The organism is Arcicella sp. GW821-FHT09D11, from assembly GCF_059416265.1.
In genome coordinates this window covers 188967-207174 of the sequence record NZ_JBWKOV010000003.1, presented here as the reverse complement: position 1 = coordinate 207174, position 18208 = coordinate 188967, and the positions used below count along the sequence as shown (strand labels likewise).

20 protein-coding genes are annotated in these 18208 nt (G+C 35.7%); 6 read left to right on the top strand and 14 right to left on the bottom strand.

The annotated features are described in order from the left end of the window. The first annotated feature begins 74 nt into the window (after positions 1 to 74). From AC07N0_RS11075 to AC07N0_RS11060, 4 genes are all read left to right on the top strand, one after another. On the top strand, positions 75 to 446 hold the full coding sequence (locus tag AC07N0_RS11075) for a hypothetical protein (RefSeq protein WP_494589219.1): 372 nt from the start codon (positions 75 to 77) through the stop codon (positions 444 to 446). Between the two features lie 122 nt (positions 447 to 568). Further along, entirely contained in the window at positions 569 to 2158 is a 1590-nt protein-coding gene (locus AC07N0_RS11070; protein ID WP_492799731.1) for a SulP family inorganic anion transporter, read from the top strand. A 13-nt stretch (positions 2159 to 2171) separates the two neighbouring features. Next, complete coding sequence (locus AC07N0_RS11065) at positions 2172 to 2837, top strand: carbonic anhydrase (RefSeq protein ID WP_492799730.1); 666 nt, start codon at positions 2172 to 2174, stop codon at positions 2835 to 2837. Between the two features lie 119 nt (positions 2838 to 2956). After that, positions 2957 to 4708: an SMP-30/gluconolactonase/LRE family protein gene (locus AC07N0_RS11060; RefSeq protein WP_494589218.1), complete on the top strand. Its 1752-nt coding sequence runs from the start codon at positions 2957 to 2959 to the stop codon at positions 4706 to 4708. 34 nt (positions 4709 to 4742) lie between these two features. Here the strand turns inward: AC07N0_RS11060 and AC07N0_RS11055 are convergent, their stop codons facing one another. Genes AC07N0_RS11055 through AC07N0_RS11035 form a run of 5 tightly spaced genes read right to left on the bottom strand, consistent with a single transcriptional unit; the run spans position 4743 to position 8017 of the window. Then, the gene (locus AC07N0_RS11055) at positions 4743 to 5396 is read right to left on the bottom strand and encodes a phosphoribosylanthranilate isomerase (protein WP_494589217.1); all 654 of its coding nucleotides are present in this window, start codon (positions 5394 to 5396) and stop codon (positions 4743 to 4745) included. Next, a complete protein-coding gene (locus tag AC07N0_RS11050) occupies positions 5396 to 5875 on the bottom strand; it encodes an NUDIX domain-containing protein (protein WP_494589216.1) in 480 nt (159 codons plus the stop codon). Before AC07N0_RS11050 ends, AC07N0_RS11055 begins: the two co-directional genes overlap by 1 nt. 3 nt (positions 5876 to 5878) lie before the next feature. After that, on the bottom strand, positions 5879 to 7030 hold the full coding sequence (locus AC07N0_RS11045; RefSeq protein ID WP_492799726.1) for an MFS transporter: 1152 nt from the start codon (positions 7028 to 7030) through the stop codon (positions 5879 to 5881). 49 nt (positions 7031 to 7079) lie between these two features. Then, entirely contained in the window at positions 7080 to 7601 is a 522-nt protein-coding gene (locus AC07N0_RS11040; protein ID WP_323250531.1) for a 5' nucleotidase, NT5C type, read from the bottom strand. A gap of 23 nt (positions 7602 to 7624) precedes the next feature. Continuing rightward, positions 7625 to 8017: a VOC family protein gene (locus AC07N0_RS11035; protein ID WP_494589215.1), complete on the bottom strand. Its 393-nt coding sequence runs from the start codon at positions 8015 to 8017 to the stop codon at positions 7625 to 7627. 109 nt (positions 8018 to 8126) lie between these two features. On the opposite strand from AC07N0_RS11035, the gene AC07N0_RS11030 reads away from it, so the two are divergent. Further along, on the top strand, positions 8127 to 8876 hold the full coding sequence (locus tag AC07N0_RS11030; protein WP_494589214.1) for a DeoR/GlpR family DNA-binding transcription regulator: 750 nt from the start codon (positions 8127 to 8129) through the stop codon (positions 8874 to 8876). Positions 8877 to 8939: 63 nt separating this feature from the next. On the opposite strand, the gene AC07N0_RS11025 is transcribed toward AC07N0_RS11030, so the two are convergent. The 8 genes from AC07N0_RS11025 to AC07N0_RS10990 form a co-directional block, all read right to left on the bottom strand. Next, positions 8940 to 9410: a hypothetical protein gene (locus AC07N0_RS11025; protein ID WP_492799723.1), complete on the bottom strand. Its 471-nt coding sequence runs from the start codon at positions 9408 to 9410 to the stop codon at positions 8940 to 8942. Between the two features lie 13 nt (positions 9411 to 9423). Beyond that, on the bottom strand, positions 9424 to 9882 hold the full coding sequence (locus AC07N0_RS11020; protein WP_494589213.1) for a hypothetical protein: 459 nt from the start codon (positions 9880 to 9882) through the stop codon (positions 9424 to 9426). Positions 9883 to 9969: 87 nt separating this feature from the next. Beyond that, a complete protein-coding gene (locus AC07N0_RS11015) occupies positions 9970 to 10515 on the bottom strand; it encodes an RNA polymerase sigma factor (RefSeq protein ID WP_494589212.1) in 546 nt (181 codons plus the stop codon). Positions 10516 to 10671: 156 nt separating this feature from the next. Further along, positions 10672 to 11631, bottom strand: coding sequence for a transketolase family protein (locus AC07N0_RS11010; protein WP_492799720.1), 960 nt, complete (start codon positions 11629 to 11631; stop codon positions 10672 to 10674). 86 nt (positions 11632 to 11717) lie between these two features. Continuing rightward, the gene (locus AC07N0_RS11005; protein ID WP_494589211.1) at positions 11718 to 12575 is read right to left on the bottom strand and encodes a transketolase; all 858 of its coding nucleotides are present in this window, start codon (positions 12573 to 12575) and stop codon (positions 11718 to 11720) included. Positions 12576 to 12625: 50 nt separating this feature from the next. After that, complete coding sequence (gene bcp / locus AC07N0_RS11000) at positions 12626 to 13078, bottom strand: thioredoxin-dependent thiol peroxidase (RefSeq protein ID WP_492799718.1); 453 nt, start codon at positions 13076 to 13078, stop codon at positions 12626 to 12628. A 46-nt stretch (positions 13079 to 13124) separates the two neighbouring features. Next, positions 13125 to 15122, bottom strand: a complete 1998-nt coding sequence (locus AC07N0_RS10995) for a M23 family metallopeptidase (protein WP_494589210.1) — start codon at positions 15120 to 15122, stop codon at positions 13125 to 13127. A 63-nt stretch (positions 15123 to 15185) separates the two neighbouring features. After that, on the bottom strand, positions 15186 to 15797 hold the full coding sequence (locus AC07N0_RS10990) for a fumarylacetoacetate hydrolase family protein (protein WP_494589209.1): 612 nt from the start codon (positions 15795 to 15797) through the stop codon (positions 15186 to 15188). A 176-nt stretch (positions 15798 to 15973) separates the two neighbouring features. Here AC07N0_RS10990 and AC07N0_RS10985 point away from each other — a divergent pair, with 176 nt between their 5' ends. Then, positions 15974 to 16822 carry a M48 family metallopeptidase gene (locus AC07N0_RS10985; protein ID WP_492799715.1) on the top strand — a complete coding sequence of 283 codons (849 nt, stop codon included), beginning with the start codon at positions 15974 to 15976 and terminating at the stop codon, positions 16820 to 16822. 77 nt (positions 16823 to 16899) lie between these two features. Here AC07N0_RS10985 and sucC read toward each other — a convergent pair whose 3' ends face one another. After that, a complete protein-coding gene (gene sucC, locus AC07N0_RS10980) occupies positions 16900 to 18096 on the bottom strand; it encodes an ADP-forming succinate--CoA ligase subunit beta (protein WP_323250507.1) in 1197 nt (398 codons plus the stop codon). Between the last annotated feature and the right edge of the window lie 112 nt (positions 18097 to 18208).

Sequence of the window (18208 nt, the reverse complement as noted above, 5' to 3'; positions counted from 1 at the left end):
TTAATCTTTTATCCTATTTGTATCAATCGTAGAACGAAAATGTTTTAATTTTGGTTTTTGAAACTAAACCCCCTATGGATACCAAGAGTAAACTACATATTGCCTTTCAGACCTTTTGCTTGGTTTTGTCCTTGCATTTTGTGGCATTAAATGTAGGGGGAATTTATTATTTAAAGCTTTTTCTACCAAAAGAAAAAGTAGTCAGCCTACTAAATAAAGCCGAAACCGAAAAGAAAGCAGATACAGATGCTTCAGATGATGTACCTGAATCGGATGACATTAATGATTATAAAGTTATTTGTGTCGTTGAGTCTCTTTCCATCTTTTTGAATAACATCACTTTAAGTGATGATGCCTATTCCTCAGCATTAACACTTTTCTCCGCATATTCTTCTCGTACGCTCCGTGGTCACTATGATGTGATAATCCAGCCTCCGCAAGTATAAAATCTCTTTTTTGATGGTATAAGATTGAATGTATTCTATAGATTAGGATTACTTAATGCTATACCTTATTTGGAAGACTCTCCAAGAAAAACAGATTTTTTAAAAACTACTATGTTAAAATTATGTCAAAATTTAAATATTATCAATCGTCGTTGCTATCAACTGACTGGAAATCTGGTATTTCTGTCTTTCTAGTAGCATTGCCTCTTTGCCTAGGAATTGCCCTAGCCTCGGGGGCACCACTTTTTTCAGGTTTACTCTCGGGTATTGTTGCAGGAATAGTGGTATCAGTTTTATCAGGTTCAGAAATTTCAGTAAGTGGGCCAGCCGCTGGCTTAACCGTAATTGTGGCAACAGCCATTAAAGATTTAGGCTCTTATCAAGGGTTTCTTGTAGCCGTTATTTTAGCAGGAATTATTCAAATAGGCTTAGGATATTTAAAGGCTGGGAAGTTCAGTGCCTATTTTCCAGAGAGTGTTATCAAAGGAATGCTCGTTGCGATAGGAATCGTAATTATATTAAAACAAATTCCACATGCTTTGGGCGACGACCAAGACTATGAAGGGGAATTTGAGTTTGAACAAGTTGCTGACCACCAAAATACAATCACAGAATTGATTCGTTCTTTCATCGATTTCAATGATGGAGCCCTCATTATTTCACTTGCTTGTTTGGCATTATTGATTCTCTGGGACTATGCTTCCAAGAAAAACATCACTTTTTTCAAAGTATTTCCATCAGCCTTGGCTGCTGTAGCTTTAGGGGTAACGATTAATGAGATGTATGCGGTTTTTAAACCAGAATACTTTTTAGGAAATTCGCCTGCTCACATGGTTTCGATGCCTATCTTCAAAAATTTCCAAGATTTTAAAAATGTATTATTATTACCAGACTTTTCATTTTTAAAGAATCCGCATATATATACAGTAGCGCTTACATTGGCTATTGTAGCTAGTTTAGAATCGCTATTAAGTTTGGAAGCAGGGGATAGTATCGACCCACAAAAACGTATTTCGTCTTCGGATAAAGAATTGATTGCTCAAGGTGTAGGTAATACCATCGCTGGATTTTTAGGTGGACTCCCTGTTACATCAGTAGTTGTTAGAACTTCGGCCAACGTATATGCTGGTGCAAAAACAAGGATGTCATCAATAGTTCATGGAATATTATTATTAGCTTCTGTGGTATTAATTCCTGCCTTCATGAACAAGATTCCTTTGTCAGCTTTAGCCGCCATCTTATTAATGGTAGGGTATAAATTGGCTAATCCTTTTGTATTTAAAAGGGTTTATAAAGAAGGTTATGACCAATATATCCCTTTTGCTATTACCATTATTGTCATTATTTTCAAAGATTTACTTTTTGGTATTTTTATCGGAACATTCGTAGGGCTATTGTTTGTAGTATTTACCAACTTCCAATCAGTTATTTCTGTCATTCGTGATGGCAATAATGTATTAATCAAATTCAATAAAGATGTTTCGTTCTTGAATAAACATAGAATTAAACAAACCTTAATGAGTTTAAAAGAAGGAGATGAAGTATTGGTGGATGGTTCAAGAGCTAATTTTATTGACCATGACATTTTTACATTGCTTTATACCTTTAAAAATAGCTCGAAGAGCAAGGGTATAGAAATGGTATTTAAAAAAGTAAATCGAAAAATACAAGGTGATATTAACCAATATCATGCAGAAATTGAATCACATTAAAAATATTAAAAATATGAAAGAATACAAGCAGTTGCTTTTAGCCAATAAAGCATGGGCAAAAGAGCGTTTAGAATTAGATGAAGAGTATTTTAACATACTTTCTAAAGACCAACAACCAAAGTTTTTGTGGATTGGTTGTGCTGATAGTCGAGTACCCGCTGAAGAAATTACGCATGCACAACCAGGAGAAGTATTTGTGCATAGAAATGTAGCGAATCTGGTAGTACATACTGATATTAATTTACTTTCGGTATTGCAATATGCAGTTGAAGTACTACATGTAAAACACGTAATTGTTTGCGGACATTATGGTTGTGGTGGCGTAAAAGCTGCTATGGGTCCAAGTGACTTAGGTTTAATTAACAAGTGGTTGAGAAACATCAAAGAAGTTTATTATAAACATGACACCGAGCTTAAAGCTATTGAAGATGAAGATGCTAAATTCAGACGTTTGGTAGAATTGAATGTAGAAGAGCAAGTGAAAAACTTAGCCAAAACAACGATTGTACAACGCGCTTGGAAAAACTTTGAATTACCACATTTGCACGGATGGGTTTTTGATATGAAAACTGGTTTAATCAAAGAAGTTTTAGAAATTGAGGCTGGTTCGGAAGTAGACCCAATTTTCAAATATGAATTTCATACCAATGAATTAATTACCAATAGTTCAATTCATTAGGTTAAATCAGGATTATAAAATACTTATGTTACCTTAGCTTTCGGAAAAGAAAATTCCGAAAGCTTTTTTGTGTCTTAAGTAATCAGATCACTATTTACAACTTATTCTAAAACTTGACTATGAAAAAAATACTATTGGCTGGGCTAATCCTTTGCCAACTAAAATCATTTGCCCAAACGCCCGCAGAAAATTATCAAGACGACCCCGCTTCTATTGAACAAACAGGCGTTCCGAAAGGAGAAGTGTTGAAGTTTACCTTCGAGGATTCTAAAATTTTCCCCGGTACCTTCAGAGAATATTGGGTGTATGTGCCTGCCCAGTATCGCCCTGAAAAACCCGCTTGTGTATATGTAAATCAAGATGGAATCCAATGGAAAGCACCTACCGTTTTTGATAATTTAATTCATCAGAAAGCCATGCCTATCACCATTGGCATATTTGTAATGCATGGAAGAGTAAAAGCTGAAAACCCAGAAATGGCTAATGACCGTTTCAATAGAAGTTATGAATATGACGGTTTAGGAGATAATTATGCACGGTTTTTATTAGAAGAACTTTTGCCTGCTGTTGAAAAACAAAAGACGAGTGATGGTCGTGCGATTAGGCTTTCAAAAAGTGGAAATGATAGAGCTATAGGAGGGTCAAGCAGTGGAGCAGTTTGTGCTTTCACGGCCGCTTGGGAACGTCCAGATGCTTTTTCAAGAGTATTTAGTGCTATCGGAACTTATGTAGGCTTGCGTGGAGGAGATTCGTATGCTACCTTAATTCGTAAACATGAACCAAAGCCCATTAGAATTTTCTTGCAGGATGGTGCTAATGACCTTAATATTTATGGTGGAGATTGGTGGAAAGCCAATGAGACGATTGAAAGGGCACTGACATTTTCAGGCTATGAAGTAAATCATGTTTGGGGTGAAGGCGGACATAATGGTAAGCAAGGAACAGCCATTTTCCCAGAGGCGATGCGTTGGATTTGGAAAGATTATCCTAAGCCAGTTTCCAAAGGCAACTCAAAAAATCAAGTTTTGAGTGATATTTTAATAGAAAACGAAAATTGGGAATTAGTAGGAGAGGGCTATACTTTTACAGAAGGTACGGCGTCTAATCCAGCAGGAGAGGTATTTTATCAAGATATTCCTAATTCAAAAACGTATAAGATTGGTTTAGACGGGAAATTACAAACCTTGAACCTAGATGCTAAAAGAGGTAGCGGGACAACATTTGATGCCGATGGAAAACGCTATGTAGTAGCAGGGGGTACTAAACAAATTTTAGTGTATGATACCCAAGGAAAAGAATCGGTATTGGTGGATGACCAATCGGCGAATGATATTATTGTTGCCAAAAACGGTAATATTTATTTTACATCGCCCAACGGCATTGAAAAACCGAGTAAATTATTCTTGCTACGACCGAACGGTGAAAAATTAGAATTGGATGAAGGTTTGAAATATGCCAATGGACTTTGTCTTTCACCAGACCAAACACTATTATATGTTACAGAATCTACTTCGCATTGGCTATGGGTCTATCAGATTCAAGCAGATGGAAAATTAGCTTACAAACAAAAATATGGCTGGCTACATGTAAAAGATTCAGATAATAATGCTTGGGCGGATGGTTTGAAAGCCGATAATCAAGGAAGAATTTATGTGACGACTCGTGCAGGGATTCAAGTGCTTGACCAAACTGGTAGAGTGAATGCAATCATTCCAGTACCTACTGGTCAACCTTCCAATATTTGTTTTGGGGGAGCAAACTTTGATACGATATATGTAAGCTGTGTCGATAAAGTGTATAGAAGAAAACTAAAAACACGTGGTGCGAATGCTTTTGAAAAGCCATTCAAGCCAGCACCGCCAAGATTATAACATATTATAAGCCGTGGATTATTGCGAGTAAGGTTTAGCAATGATTCACAGCTTGTATCAATCTTTCTAATTTTTCTGGATCAAGTTTGCCATCAGTCCTTACGCCACTGCAAATATCAACTCCATAGGGCTTAACAAAGTCTATCGCTCCACGTATATTCTCTGGATTTAATCCACCTGCTAAAAATACAGGAATAGATACCATCTCTACAATTTGTTTACTAATATCCCAATCGTGCTTTCTGCCAGTTCCTCCCAATTCCTTAACTGCTAAATTTGGATTGCCCGAATCTAGCAAAATTATATCAGCCAATGATTCATACATGTTAGCTTCAATCAGGGATTCTTCCCCTGTTACGTGTATTACTTGTATGAGCTTGATATTAGGCAGATTAGCTCTTAAAATCGGATAAGCTTCTACAGCCACTGCATCTACTAATTGAATACAATTCGTACCAGTAGCCCGTTGATGTGCGATTATTTCGTAAGGGTCAGTTTTGGGCGTTAATAAGAAGCTATCAATGTGTGGAGGAATAATAGTAGCAATTTTTTGAATTAAATCATCGTCAATTGTGCCAGGACCACTTGGCATTTTTGCTACTAAACCCAGTACATCTGCCCCTGCGTCAATGGCTATTTGTGCTTCTTGTTGGCTACTTATACAACATATTTTAATTTTTGTGCCCATTATTCAAAAACCACTTTGTTTTCAATTTCTTCATTCATAAAAAGCAATTTTACTTCACTGTCGTATAGTGCATTAAAGGCAAAATGTTTCTTTTTTAAGATGTAATCGTAAATAAAAAAGTCAGTTTTAGGTGTTGGGAAACTATCAATGTGTTGAAAATTATGCCACTCTAAAATACCTTCATTGCAAACAGAAGGCTCAAAGAAGTCAACTTCGGCCTCATAAATAAAGCTCATCCAATTATATTTTACTGGTGATGTTTCCACCAATGTGCCGCAAAATCTCATTGCGGGTACTTTTATACCTGCTTCTTCCCAGACCTCACGAATAGCTGCATCATAAGGGTTTTCAAAAGCATCTACTTTTCCACCTACGGGGACGTAAGTATCTTTGTTTGGTTCATTGAATCGTTTTAGCAATAAAAAGTTAGCGCCATTTCTCAGCACACAAATTACAGCTACTCTTTTTAAACCTTCCATGTGCTATTCAGGTATTTTGGTGGTTAAAAAACTTCCTAACAAGCCTAAAATAATTAATGAAGCAAGGGCTATTTTTAATGAAAAGAATTCAGAAAGATAACCAATCATTACGGGACCAATTAAGAAACCTGCAATACCCAACGTAGAAATGGCAGCTAATGCCACACCAGCAGCCATTGTTTTTGAATGACCAGCTTCACTATAAATCAGAGGAACAATAGTAGAAAGTCCTAAGCCCGTAATGCCAAAGCCGATAATAACCGTAAAAGGTGAAGGAATAAAAATAGCAATTGACATTCCGACAAATACTAGTAAGCAATTAATAAGAAGGGTTTTTCTAAGACCAAGGGCTTGTAAGATTTTATCTCCAAATATTCTTCCTACTACCATGAGCACAGAGAATGCCGTAAACCCTGCCGTGGCAAAACCATTGGGGTTATCCATGATTTGTTTGTAATAAAGTACACTCCAGTCGGCCATTGCACCTTCGCATAACATACCACAGAAGCAGATAATGCCTAAAATGATTAAAGACTTATCAGGAATAGCGAAAAGGGGTTGATTTTCGTCTGACTTATGGTCGTTTTGTAATAAATACGAAAATGAAATAAGTCCAATCAGCAAGTCGATACTACCAATTGTTGCCAAATGTTGAAAAGTAGAAATACCCTGTTTGGCAATAATACCCCCTAAAGCCGCTCCAAGCATAAAACCTATGCTAAATACTGCATGAAAAGAGGACATAATAGAGCGTTTCTGTAGTTTTTCTACACCAACGGCTTGTACGTTCATGGCAATATTTAGTAAGTCGCTACCAAAACCAAAAATAAATAAAGAGATACCGAGGTTTATTGGACTAGCCGAAAGACCAAGCAATGGAAGGGAAATAAAATAGAAAAAGACAGCAAATAAAGTAATTTTTTTACTGCCGAATTTATGAATAATCACCCCTGCAATGGGTAATGCCGTTAAGCTACCAATAGGCATGGCAAATAATACTGTTCCCAAAGCAGCATCACTTAAATGTAATAGTTCTTTCATATCTGGAATTCGTGATGCCCATGAGGCAAAACTAATTCCACATAGAAAGAATAAAGCATTGGTAGCAATGCGAGCATTCCTTCCAATGTTATGTTGAATAATAGTAGTTTCCAAAGTGTTAATGCGATTATTATGAACTTGCTAAAAAGCATAAAGGAGCATCTTATAACAAGATACTCTCAATTTCTTTCCAAGAATGTACTCTTGTAAATTCTTTTACGTGTTGATTATGGGCGGCATCAAATAATAGACCTTTTCCTTCAAAATTAATGAGGTTTTTTTCATGATCATCAATGATATAATCAGCTTTTATCATCCATTTATGACCACAAAAAACAGTATGCGACCAGCCAATGTATGGAAAATATTTATCCAACCATTCTAATTTCTCTTCCATTGATAAAGGAAACTCAGTAGCTGCTGATACAATAAATATTTCGTGTTTGGCATGAAGCTTTTGAACAACCTCTTGCGCACCCGGAATTAATGGAATATCTGCAAAAAAACCTTTTTCCCAAAGCATTCCACGCACCGTAGTGTATTGTGCATAATAAGCCTTATAAACTTCTGGCTGTGTTAAAATTTGCTCACGAGTAAAATTTGTTCCTAATTTTTTATTCGTTTCGTTTAATAATTTTAAACTTGTGTCTGCCAACACATCATCCATGTCGATTAAGATTCTCATAAATAATAATATACTGTTTTAGTTTATACTGTAATTTCAATTCTGTTATTTTCAGGGTCTAGCACCACACTTTCGTAGTAACCATCGCCAGTTGTTCTTGGTTTACCAACAATAGTAAAGCCTTCGTTTGCTAACGTTTCTGTTAATTCATTTACTTTTTCTATACTACCAACAGCTATTGCAAAGTGTACCAATCCTTTTGTTTGAAGTAAAATATCTTTTGGAATATCTACTACTGATGGTGAATACATAATTTCTAAACGCGCTCCTTTTGTAAAACTTAAAAAATAAGATTCAAACCCTGTTTTGATATTGACATATTTTTGATTGGCTGTTGCTCCGAAGAAACGACAATAGAATGACTTCATTTTTTCCAAGTCAATCGTCCAAATAGCGATGTGTTCAATGCTCATCATGCGGTTTTTAAAATATTTAGACAAATTTACCGCAATAAACCGCATATATCAAAATATAATTTATTAAATTTGTGTAATATTCCGAATAAAAACGAATTAAACCGCAAATATGCTCAGGGAAGAAAGATTACAGGTCATCTTGAAGATGTTAGAAACTAATCAAAGGGTTTCTTCGGTTCAATTGGCAGAAATACTTAATGTTTCTGATGATACCATCCGTCGTGACTTAAATGAATTAGCCGAAGACGGGTTGCTGAAAAAAGTACATGGCGGAGCTATCCCCAAGGCGACAAGCCCTTATAAGCTAAAAGAGAGGATTCATATAGACCACGAAGAAAAGCTGATTTTAGCCAAAAAGGCTCAAAGTTTTTTTGTAAATGGACAAGTAATTATCCTTGATAATGGTTCTACTAATATGGAGGTAGCTAAATTAATGTCTCCTTCTTTAAAAGTCACCGTTTTTACAACGAGTATTGCGATTGCCCAAATTCTTTGCGAACATCCAAATATTGAATTATTTATGCTAGGGGGCAAGGTATTTAAAGATGCGCAAAATACGTATGGTACTGAAGTAATAGAGTTGTTAAGCAAAATCAGAGCAGATGTTTTATTGATTGGGGTATGTGGAATTCATCCAGAAATTGGCGTGACGATTCCAGATTGGGGCGAATGCGTAGTAAAAAAGAAAATGGTTGAAGTATCAGCCAAAGTAATTGCATTGATTACCGCTGAAAAACTAAATACAGCAGATAGTTTCGTAGTATGTCCTTATGCTGATATTGATGTAATGATTACTGATGAGATAATCACTGAAGAACAATTAGTAGCCTACAAAAGGCTTGGGACTGAAATCCAATAATTAAAATGATAAAAAAATCCCTACAATTGAATCATTGACAATTGTAGGGATTTAAGTTTTGGTCTAAGGTTGTTTTTCCTTGTGCATTTTTCCTTCGCCTTTATTGAGCTTGTTGAACAACATCGCATTAAAAAGTTGCTCCGTTTTGTATAATTCAGATACCTGACGAACATTAAGGACTTTTAGAAATTTCGACATATATTCTTTTTCTAAATCAACATCCTTTTGTTTGAGATTTAAAATTTCTTTTAAATCAGATAAGATTTTATCTTCAGAGCTAGTCGTATTTCTACTTTCAGTAGTAATCTGTCTGATACTTTTTCTGATTTCCCAGCGCTTGGTATCGAATTCGTTGTAAACTACCCAAAAACCTTTGGCTTGGTCTTCACTTAAATTTAAGCGGTTAGTGATTAAACCAACTTTAGCGGCTTTTATTTTTTCTTTGCCTTTTAATGGCTCGTCTTGTGCTTGCGCTTTTACATTTAATGAGAAGACAAAGCAAATTAAACTGATAATAATGGCTGATTTTTTCATGCGTGATATTTGATTAAATATTCTCTTCTAAGTTGTCTAAATCGATACTTTGTAAAATATCTTGTCTATTTATTTTTAAATTATCTAATAATTCAGAATCATTACTTGTTTCTTCAACCTCTACCTTATTGTTTGTTTGAACATTTTCAAATTGTTCAGCAAGGTCGGTTTGGTTAATATTCTGTTGAATTAGATAATTAATGATTTCTTGATTTTGTACTTCAGCAAGGGCTTCATTCCCCAACGCATCTTGTTTTGGCATCCAAGTAAAGTATCCTAAGATAGCAATAGCAGCACAAGCGGCTACACTTGCCCAAGTCCTTTTCATAGACCAAGTAACTAAAGGAATGGTTTTAGATTTGGCAGAAGTTTGCGATTGTATTAACATCGGAAGCTCATCAAAGTAATTGTCAGGTACTTTGAAAATATTCTCACGTGGTAGTTTTTCTATGTCAAACTTATTATTTTCCATTGTTTTAATGATTATACTGCTTTGACTGTCTTGGTCTGTAATGGTTTAAAATGATTTTAAATTTTTTTAAAGATTGAAATCATTTTATTATAGTATTGAATTTTTAAGGTATTCTTCTACTTTTTTTGCTGCTAGATGGTAAGATGCCTTTAAGGCACCCACCGAAGTACCCGTAATTTCGGCTATCTCTTCATATTTTAATTCATCATAATATTTCATGTTGAATACTAATCGTTGCTTATCGGGCAAAGTGAGTAAAGCTTTTTGAAGTTTAAGTTGTATTTCATCTCCAGAAACTAAATCGCTATCTTGTAGTTTATTAGATAGTTCTTCTGTGATATCATTAATTGGTAAAAAGAAGCGTCTTTTTTTCTTACTAAGATGGTTCAAACATTCATTTGTTGCAATTCTATATAACCATGTAAATAATTGTGAATCACCCTTAAAATTTTCAAGACCTTTCCAAGCTTTGATAAAAGTGTCTTGGGTGAGGTCATTGGCATCGTCATGGTCTATGACCATTTTACGAATATGCCAATATACTTTCTGCTGATATTGACGTACCAGTAAATTGAAAGCATAATTTCGGCTTTCGGGGTTAGCAAATTTTTCTAATAATTCTTTATCTGTCATTTTTAGGCATTTGGCTTAGAATGCTAAATGCAAAATAGGCACAAGTCATAAAATAAAAAAGGCAAAAGCCGAAAAGAATAGTAATTAGCGTATTTATTTCTTCTAATTACTTATACTTATTCGCCTTTTGCCTGATAATATGATAAATTGAAAAAATTAAGCTTGTTTGCGAGCAATCGCTTTCAATGCTTTTTCAACAATTGATGCTGCATTTAAACCATATTTTTCCATTAATTGAGCAGGAGTTCCTGATTCACCGAATGAATCCTCTACGCCAACGTATTCTAATGGAGCAAGGTGTTGTTTGATTAATACTTGAGCGATAGAATCACCTAAGCCACCTGCAATTTGGTGTTCTTCAGCAGAAACAGCACAACCAGTTTTGCGAACTGAAGCTAAGACAGCTTCTTCGTCCAAAGGTTTAATTGTGTGAATATTGATAATTTCTGCATCGATACCTTTTTCAGCTAAAATTTCACCTGCTAAGATAGCTTCCCATACCAAGTGACCAGTTGCAAAAATACTTACATCTTTCCCTTCGTTTACAGTCCAAGCTTTTCCGATGATAAATTCTTGGTCTGGATCAGTAAAGATTGGTACTACTGGACGACCAAAACGCAAATAAACTGGACCTTCATGTTCAGCCACTGCAATAGTAGCAGCTTTAGTTTGGTTATAATCGCAAGGATTGATTACTGTCATGCCTGGAAGCATTTTCATCATACCTAAATCTTCAAGAATTTGGTGAGTAGCACCATCTTCACCCAATGTCAAACCAGCGTGTGAACAAGCGATTTTAACATTTTTGTGTGAATATGCTACCGACTGACGAATTTGGTCATACACACGACCAGTACCGAAGTTAGCAAAAGTAGTAGCAAAAGGAATTTTTCCACCGATAGTTAAACCAGCAGCGATACAAATCATATTTGCCTCAGCAATACCAGTTTGGAAAAAACGCTCTGGATTTTCTTTGATAAAAGCATCCAATTTCAATGAGCCAATTAAGTCAGCACAAAGTGCTACAACATTTGGGTTGGTTTGTCCCAACACTTGCATTCCAGCACCAAAGCCAGAACGAGTATCTTTTTTTTCTGTGAAAGTATATTTTTTCATGTTGAATTTCTATGTAAATCAAAAGCTGTTAAACAGTATTTGATAGATAAATTGAGCAATAATATTAAACTTTGGGTTAAGTTAGATTAATAATCTCCCAAAGTTTCAGGTAACTGCGCTAATGCCGCAGCTAATTGCTCTTCGTTTGGAGCAACTCCATGCCATTTGTGTGAACCCATCATGAAATCAACACCAGCACCCATGTCTGTCGTCATTAAAATCATTGTAGGCTGTCCGTTTCCAGAAAATGCACGAGCTTCTGCTAATACTTTCACTACATCGGCCATGTCGTTACCATTCATTTTGATAACATTCCAACCAAAGGCAGTATATTTAGCACCTAAGTCACGGTTGTTCATAACCTTATCTGTAGGACCGTCTATTTGCTGACCGTTATAGTCAATAATTGCTACCAAGTTATCTACTTTATGGTGTGGAGCATACATCGCTGCTTCCCAAACTTGACCTTCGTTTTGTTCTCCGTCACCCATTAGTACAAATACCAATGAATTATCTTTATTTAATTTTTTTGCTTGAGCCGCACCAATCGCAACAGACATACCTTGTCCTAATGAACCCGAAGCAATACGAATACCTTCTAAATGTTCGTGTGGAGTAGGGTGACCTTGAAGACGTGAATTTAATTTACGGAAAGTTGCTAATTCAGCCGCTGGAAAATAGCCAGCACGTGCTAATACTGAATAAAGTACTGGTGAAATATGTCCATTTGATAAGAAGAAAAGATCTTCACCAATTCCGTTCATATCGAAAACTTTGTTTCCAGCTTCATCTGATTTTAAAGTCATTTGGTCGAAGTAAAGACCTACCAATAAATCAGTACAGCCTAAAGAACCGCCTGGGTGCCCAGACTGACAAGCGTGCACTTGACGTACGATGTCACGACGTACTTGCGAAGCAACTTTTTGTAATTCAGTAATTTCCATTTGTGTTTGATTAATTTTTGTAATCTTTTATAAGTCGTTTTTCTAGTTAATTATGCTTCAATAATTTGCGAGGTATGCTCTTTTGTCTTTACTTTTTCAATAATATCAGTAATGATGCCCTTTTCATCGATGACGAAAGTAGTTCTGGCAGTACCCATATAGGTTTTGCCATACATCGATTTTTCTACCCACACACCGTAAGCTTCTACTAGTTGATGGTCTTCATCCGAAAGTAAGGTAAACTTTAAATCATACTTTTTGATGAATTTCTGATGAGCCTTTTGTCCATCTACACTCACCCCAATAATCTCAAAACCTTTGGCACGCAAGGCAGGCAAGTTTTCGTTTAAATTACAAGCCTGAGCCGTACAACCAGGAGTATCATCTTTTGGATAAAAGTATAACACTACTTTTTTACCTTCAAAATCCGACAACTTAACCAAATTGCCGTGCTGGTCTTTTTGTTCAAAATCTGGTGCTTTATCTCCGACTGCTAATTTCATTTCTATCTATTTTATAAAGACAATTTTCAATGATTTGACTATAGTCTTAATGCTTTTTCTTTTTCTTCGTCCCTTTTTTGGCTTTCGCCTCAGCCTTATGTTTTGTTTTGCCCTTCTTTTCTTTCTTTGTTGCTACAACTTTCGTATGTTCGTCAACTTCAGTGACAAATGAACTTTTATTACCTTGATTATCTTCTAAATCCAAACGAAGTTTACCAACGAAATTTTGAGTAGAATCTGCTTTTACTGTCCAGAGTAATGCTCTTTTTGCATCATAATCTGTCAAGATATAAGTATCATTCAGATATGTTTTAAAGCTTTTGATACCCGAAAGATTATCATAAATTCTAATGGCTACATAATTGGGGCTTTTACTTACAAAACTTGCTTTGGGCGGAATCGTATCAGTTAATAGTGTAAACTGACCTAGTAATCCAGCTTTAAATACAATCCTATCAGAATTCCACTTGCCTCCTAAAAACCTTCTTTGATTTCGCGAAGTATAGTACACCGATGTCTTTTCGGGTAAACTTACTTTAGTATCAGGCTGGAAACTTACATTGATTGAATTACGAAGCGGTATTGTAGGTTGTCCAATTTCTATACGATTAGCAATCGTATTTGTTTCTAAATAAAGCGTATCATACAGTGTTTTAGTATCAAAAATGATTGAAAGTTTATCTGAAACATAGCTACTTGCTTGATTGGGAAGAATAGTTTTCTGTAAGTTTAGAGCCTTCTCTACACTATCAATGCGGATAGATTTAGGTAAGCCTTTCTTCAAGTCCCAAAGATACACAGCTTCATTGTTTTTTACATAACTTATTGCCAATTCTGTCGATGATTTTTCAAAATTTAAAATAGCTATCGAATTGACTGTCTTCAAGTTGCGTGCTTTAATGATTAAGGTATTATCATCAGTACTATAATTAATATTTACAGGCAATTTATTAGGACTAGCAGTAACTGAACTTTCAGGCTTTTCGCCTCTTATCGTAAAACTCAACGTACTTCCATTTTCATAAGCATCCCATATCTTAATACTTACTTGATGTGTTTTACCATCTTGTAAATTAAGTTTTCCTTTGCTCAAAATCGCTTTGTACACTGGCAATTCCTCATTTCCATCATCTTGGAACAATTTCTGGATTCTATGCCCTATTGTTTTTTCATAGGCGTAATCGGTATGCACATTAATATCATGCGATACTGCATTGGGAAATTGCTCAAGATGGAAGTAATGAATCTCTTGCCCATCTACTAGAAGCTCCGTACAAGTCAACCCATTAGAATTATGGGTATCATTCATTTTATCAACCGCCATCAATTCCAAACCGATTTCTCCAACTACCGAAACATTGGCATTAAGCGTATAAGTACCATCTGACTTTTTGATAGGGATAAAAGCCTTTCTACCAAACTCACCATTCACTCTTGCATCTGTACTCAGCGTTTTGATGTACAATTGCTGAAAAATAGGAGGGGTGTTGTCTTTTATCTCTGAAAACCCAAAATTCAGAGGATTCAGAATATTATTATTTGCATCCCTTATTTCAAAGTGTAAATGTGGCCCTGCTGACCCTCCTGTATTGCCCGAATAGCCAATTACTTGTCCTTTTTTTACGACAAACTCATTGGGTGCAGGCTTTAACTGAATCTCAAATGTCTGGCTTTCTAATCTTTTTTTCTTAACGTAAGTCGCTAATGGCTCTACAAATTCTTTTAAATGCCCATATACAGAAACATATCCATTTGGGTGGGTTAAGAAAATAACATTTCCATAGCCAGAAGTTTGCACCCTGATTTCAGAAACATAACCATCAGCCGTAGCCTGAACGGCTAAACCTTCTCTTCCTTGAGTTTTAATATCAATTCCAGCATGAAAATGGTCTGCACGCAAATCACCCATTCCACCTGCCAAATAGTTTTGTTGCTTGGGATTGATTGGAAAGAGAAAATAATCTTTCGGATAAAGAAGCTTTGTTTTTTGAGCTAAATTCTGAAATGAAAAAAGGCTACAAAACAGAAAGATTTTTAATTTCATAAATTGATGCAACGTAATTTTCAATAAGGATAATACGATAAAAGATGAAAATTGAGTTACAGTTTACTTGATTTCAAAAGATAGCATTTCTTTGCCTTCAATAAATGCACTTAATTTATTGCCGATTTTTACTTTGCCTACGCCAGCAGGAGTACCAGTAAAGATTAAATCGCCTGTTTTCAAGGTGAAATATTTTGAAATTTCCGCAATGATTTCGTCAAAATTCCAAAGCATCATCGAAGTGTTACCTGTCTGACGCGTTTCTCCATCGATTTCTAAATGGAAATTTAAATTTTTTAAATCAGGAAATTCAGTTTTTGAAACAAACCCAGAAATAGGAGCAGAGCCATTAAAGGCTTTGGCTTTTTCCCAAGGCAATCCTTTTTCTTTTAATTTTGACTGAATATCTCTTGCCGTAAAATCAATACCAATGCCTATTTCTTCATAGTATTTATTGGCAAATTTAGCCTCAATGTTTTTACCCATCTTATTGATTTTCAAGACGATTTCTACTTCATGATGAATGTCGTTTGAAAAATCAGGATGATAAAATGCCTCGTTGTCTTTTAGGATGGCTGTATCTGGTTTTATAAAAACTACAGGTTCAGACGGTCGCTCATTATTTAATTCGGCAATATGTTCAGCGTAATTTCTACCAATGCACAAAATTTTCATTTCTTTTCGTTTTATGAATTTTTTACAAAAATACCCCTAAAATATAGAAATTTAGAACCTTTTTTAGATTTTTACATCTTAATTCTAATTTGCTATATTCTTTATGCTGTGTTGGTATGATTATTTAATACTAATTTTACAGCAGAAAATCAGTATCTCTTAATCCTTTTCAGAAAATGAAAAAAATCGTTTTGTATGGAGCAATTCTCCTAACATCAATATGGGCTTGCACAAAAGTGCCCATTTCAGGTCGTAGTCAATTATTATTAGTTTCAGATGATGAAATGAATGCCATGGCTTTAACTAGTTATAAGCAGTTCTTAGATACCAATAAAGTAGTGGCTGCTAATACTCAGCAAGCTGCAATGGTTAAAAGAGTAGGTGATAAAATTGCGAAAGCTGCCCAAGCATATTTCGATCAGAATAATGCTCCAGAATATCTAAAAGGCTATCAATGGCAAACTGAACTAGTACAAAGTAGCCAAGTGAATGCTTGGTGTATGCCAGGAGGTAAAATGGTAGTATATACAGGTATTTTGCCAATTACACAGAATGAGACAGGTTTAGCTGTAGTAATGGGGCATGAGGTTTCACACGCCATTGCTAAGCATGGTAGCGAAAGAATGAGCCAAGGAATGCTAGCGCAAGGTTTGTTGTCAGCAGGACAAGCAGGCTTAGGAATTGCGATGCAAAATAAACCTAGTGCAACACAAAATTTGTGGAATAGCGTATTTAGTGTAGCTGCACCAGCGGGAGCTCAAATAGGAATGTTGGCATTCGGACGTAATCAAGAATCAGAGGCTGATCACTTAGGATTAATATTCATGGCCATGGCGGGATATAATCCAGAAGAAGCTGTTGCTTTTTGGGGAAGAATGGCAGCACAATCTGGCAGTGGTTCTAAACCTCCCGTATTTTTGTCGACTCACCCTTCAGATCAACAACGTATTGCTGATATAAAAAGACTTTTACCTGAAGCCACACAATATTATAATGGCACTAAAGGTGGAGTAAAGAGAAACTAGTATTTCACGATTGATGAATCATTAAAAAGGCGAAGAATCTTAGATTCTCCGCCTTTTTAATTTACGCTAATATAAGATTACATTGCTGCTAATACTTCTTCAACTTTAGTAGCTGCATCTTTCAATAAAACAGCCGAGAATACTTTCAAGCCTGAATCATCAATGATTTTAGCTCCTTCAGCAGCGTTAGTTCCTTGTAAACGAACAATGATTGGTACAGGAATATCACCGATAGCTTTGTAAGCTTCAACAACACCAGTAGCAACACGGTCGCAACGAACGATACCACCAAAAATATTAATCAAGATAGCTTTAACGTTTGGATCTTTCAAAATGATACGGAAACCAGCTTCTACCGTTTTAGCATTAGCTCCTCCCCCAACATCTAGGAAGTTGGCAGGCTCACCACCAGATAATTTAATGATGTCCATAGTAGCCATCGCTAAACCAGCTCCGTTTACCATACATCCAACGTTACCATCTAATTTTACGTAGTTCAAATCGTTCTTAGATGCTTCTACTTCTAATGGATCTTCCTCTTCAACATCACGCAATGGAATAAAATCTGCATGGCGATACAAAGCATTATCATCCAAATTTACTTTAGCGTCAACTGCTAAGATTTTGTTGTCTGAAGTTTTCAACACAGGGTTGATTTCAAACATCGAAGAATCAGTTTCAACATAAGCTTTGTAAAGAGAATTGATAAATTTCACCATTTCTTTGAAAGCGTCACCTGATAAACCTAAAGCAAAAGCAATTTTACGCGCTTGGAATGCTTGTAAACCTACTCTTGGATCAATCCATTCTTTAATAATTTTTTCAGGAGTATGTTCTGCTACCTCTTCAATGTCCATACCACCTTCTGTAGATGCCATGATTACATTGCAAGCTTTACCTCTATCCAACAAAATAGAAATATAGAACTCTTTTGGCTCAGATGGGCCAGGATAATAAACGTCCTCTGCAATTAAGACCTTATTAACTTTTTTACCTTCTGGTCCTGTTTGGTGAGTAATCAATTGCATTCCCAAAATCTGTTCTGATTTTTGGCGAACTTCATCTAAATTTTTAGCAAGTTTTACTCCACCACCTTTTCCACGCCCACCGGCATGAATTTGGGCTTTAATTACGTGCCACTGTGTACCAGTTTTTGCCGACAACTCTCGGGCAGCTTCTACTGCCAGTGCTGGTGTATCGACTACGATGCCCTCTTGAATACGGACACCATAACTTTTCAAAATGTCTTTACCTTGATACTCGTGAATGTTCATTTGATACAGTTTTTTATGTCGAAATTAATTCGTTTGCTAAATTACTTACAAACAATTTAATTAAGCGCTTTTATTTGGTAAATATTTATAGTTTATCAACTTTTTTGAACTC

Bases quoted from the DNA above. Each gene is read 5' to 3' on its own strand.
- AC07N0_RS11075 (WP_494589219.1), top strand. From the start codon at position 75: ATGGATACCAAGAGTAAACTACATATTGCCTTTCAGACCTTTTGCTTG.
- AC07N0_RS11070 (WP_492799731.1), top strand. From the start codon at position 569: ATGTCAAAATTTAAATATTATCAATCGTCGTTGCTATCAACTGACTGG.
- AC07N0_RS11065 (WP_492799730.1), top strand. From the start codon at position 2,172: ATGAAAGAATACAAGCAGTTGCTTTTAGCCAATAAAGCATGGGCAAAA.
- AC07N0_RS11060 (WP_494589218.1), top strand. From the start codon at position 2,957: ATGAAAAAAATACTATTGGCTGGGCTAATCCTTTGCCAACTAAAATCA.
- AC07N0_RS11055 (WP_494589217.1), bottom strand. From the start codon at position 5,396: ATGGGCACAAAAATTAAAATATGTTGTATAAGTAGCCAACAAGAAGCA.
- AC07N0_RS11050 (WP_494589216.1), bottom strand. From the start codon at position 5,875: ATGGAAGGTTTAAAAAGAGTAGCTGTAATTTGTGTGCTGAGAAATGGC.
- AC07N0_RS11040 (WP_323250531.1), bottom strand. From the start codon at position 7,601: ATGAGAATCTTAATCGACATGGATGATGTGTTGGCAGACACAAGTTTA.
- AC07N0_RS11035 (WP_494589215.1), bottom strand. From the start codon at position 8,017: ATGATGAGCATTGAACACATCGCTATTTGGACGATTGACTTGGAAAAA.
- AC07N0_RS11030 (WP_494589214.1), top strand. From the start codon at position 8,127: ATGCTCAGGGAAGAAAGATTACAGGTCATCTTGAAGATGTTAGAAACT.
- AC07N0_RS11025 (WP_492799723.1), bottom strand. From the start codon at position 9,410: ATGAAAAAATCAGCCATTATTATCAGTTTAATTTGCTTTGTCTTCTCA.
- AC07N0_RS11020 (WP_494589213.1), bottom strand. From the start codon at position 9,882: ATGGAAAATAATAAGTTTGACATAGAAAAACTACCACGTGAGAATATT.
- AC07N0_RS11015 (WP_494589212.1), bottom strand. From the start codon at position 10,515: ATGACAGATAAAGAATTATTAGAAAAATTTGCTAACCCCGAAAGCCGA.
- AC07N0_RS11010 (WP_492799720.1), bottom strand. From the start codon at position 11,631: ATGAAAAAATATACTTTCACAGAAAAAAAAGATACTCGTTCTGGCTTT.
- AC07N0_RS11005 (WP_494589211.1), bottom strand. From the start codon at position 12,575: ATGGAAATTACTGAATTACAAAAAGTTGCTTCGCAAGTACGTCGTGAC.
- bcp (WP_492799718.1), bottom strand. From the start codon at position 13,078: ATGAAATTAGCAGTCGGAGATAAAGCACCAGATTTTGAACAAAAAGAC.
- AC07N0_RS10995 (WP_494589210.1), bottom strand. From the start codon at position 15,122: ATGAAATTAAAAATCTTTCTGTTTTGTAGCCTTTTTTCATTTCAGAAT.
- AC07N0_RS10990 (WP_494589209.1), bottom strand. From the start codon at position 15,797: ATGAAAATTTTGTGCATTGGTAGAAATTACGCTGAACATATTGCCGAA.
- AC07N0_RS10985 (WP_492799715.1), top strand. From the start codon at position 15,974: ATGAAAAAAATCGTTTTGTATGGAGCAATTCTCCTAACATCAATATGG.
- sucC (WP_323250507.1), bottom strand. From the start codon at position 18,096: ATGAACATTCACGAGTATCAAGGTAAAGACATTTTGAAAAGTTATGGT.